Origin of the sequence: Microvirga pakistanensis (assembly GCF_004458765.1) — a bacterium.
Classification (GTDB): domain Bacteria; phylum Pseudomonadota; class Alphaproteobacteria; order Rhizobiales; family Beijerinckiaceae; genus Microvirga; species Microvirga pakistanensis.
Genome location: NZ_SPJX01000207.1, coordinates 1 through 223 on the forward strand (window position 1 = coordinate 1; position 223 = coordinate 223).

The 223-nt window shown below is 69.5% G+C and carries 1 pseudogene; it reads left to right on the plus strand.

The features are described from left to right. Nucleotides 1–223 (plus strand): annotated as a pseudogene (locus E4K09_RS14040) (DNA polymerase III subunit gamma/tau); the annotation flags it as partial.

The window sequence follows — 223 nt, forward strand, 5'->3', positions numbered from 1 at the left end:
CCTCTCCCTATCGCGTTCTCGCCCGTAAATACCGTCCGCGCACCTTCGACGACCTGATCGGTCAGGAGGCGATGGTCCGGACCCTCTCGAACGCCTTCGAGACCGGCCGCATTCCGCAGGCCTGGATGCTCACCGGCGTCCGCGGCGTGGGCAAGACCACGACGGCCCGCATCCTGGCCCGGGGCCTCAACTACCAGAAGCCCGACGGCTCCGGCGGCCCCAC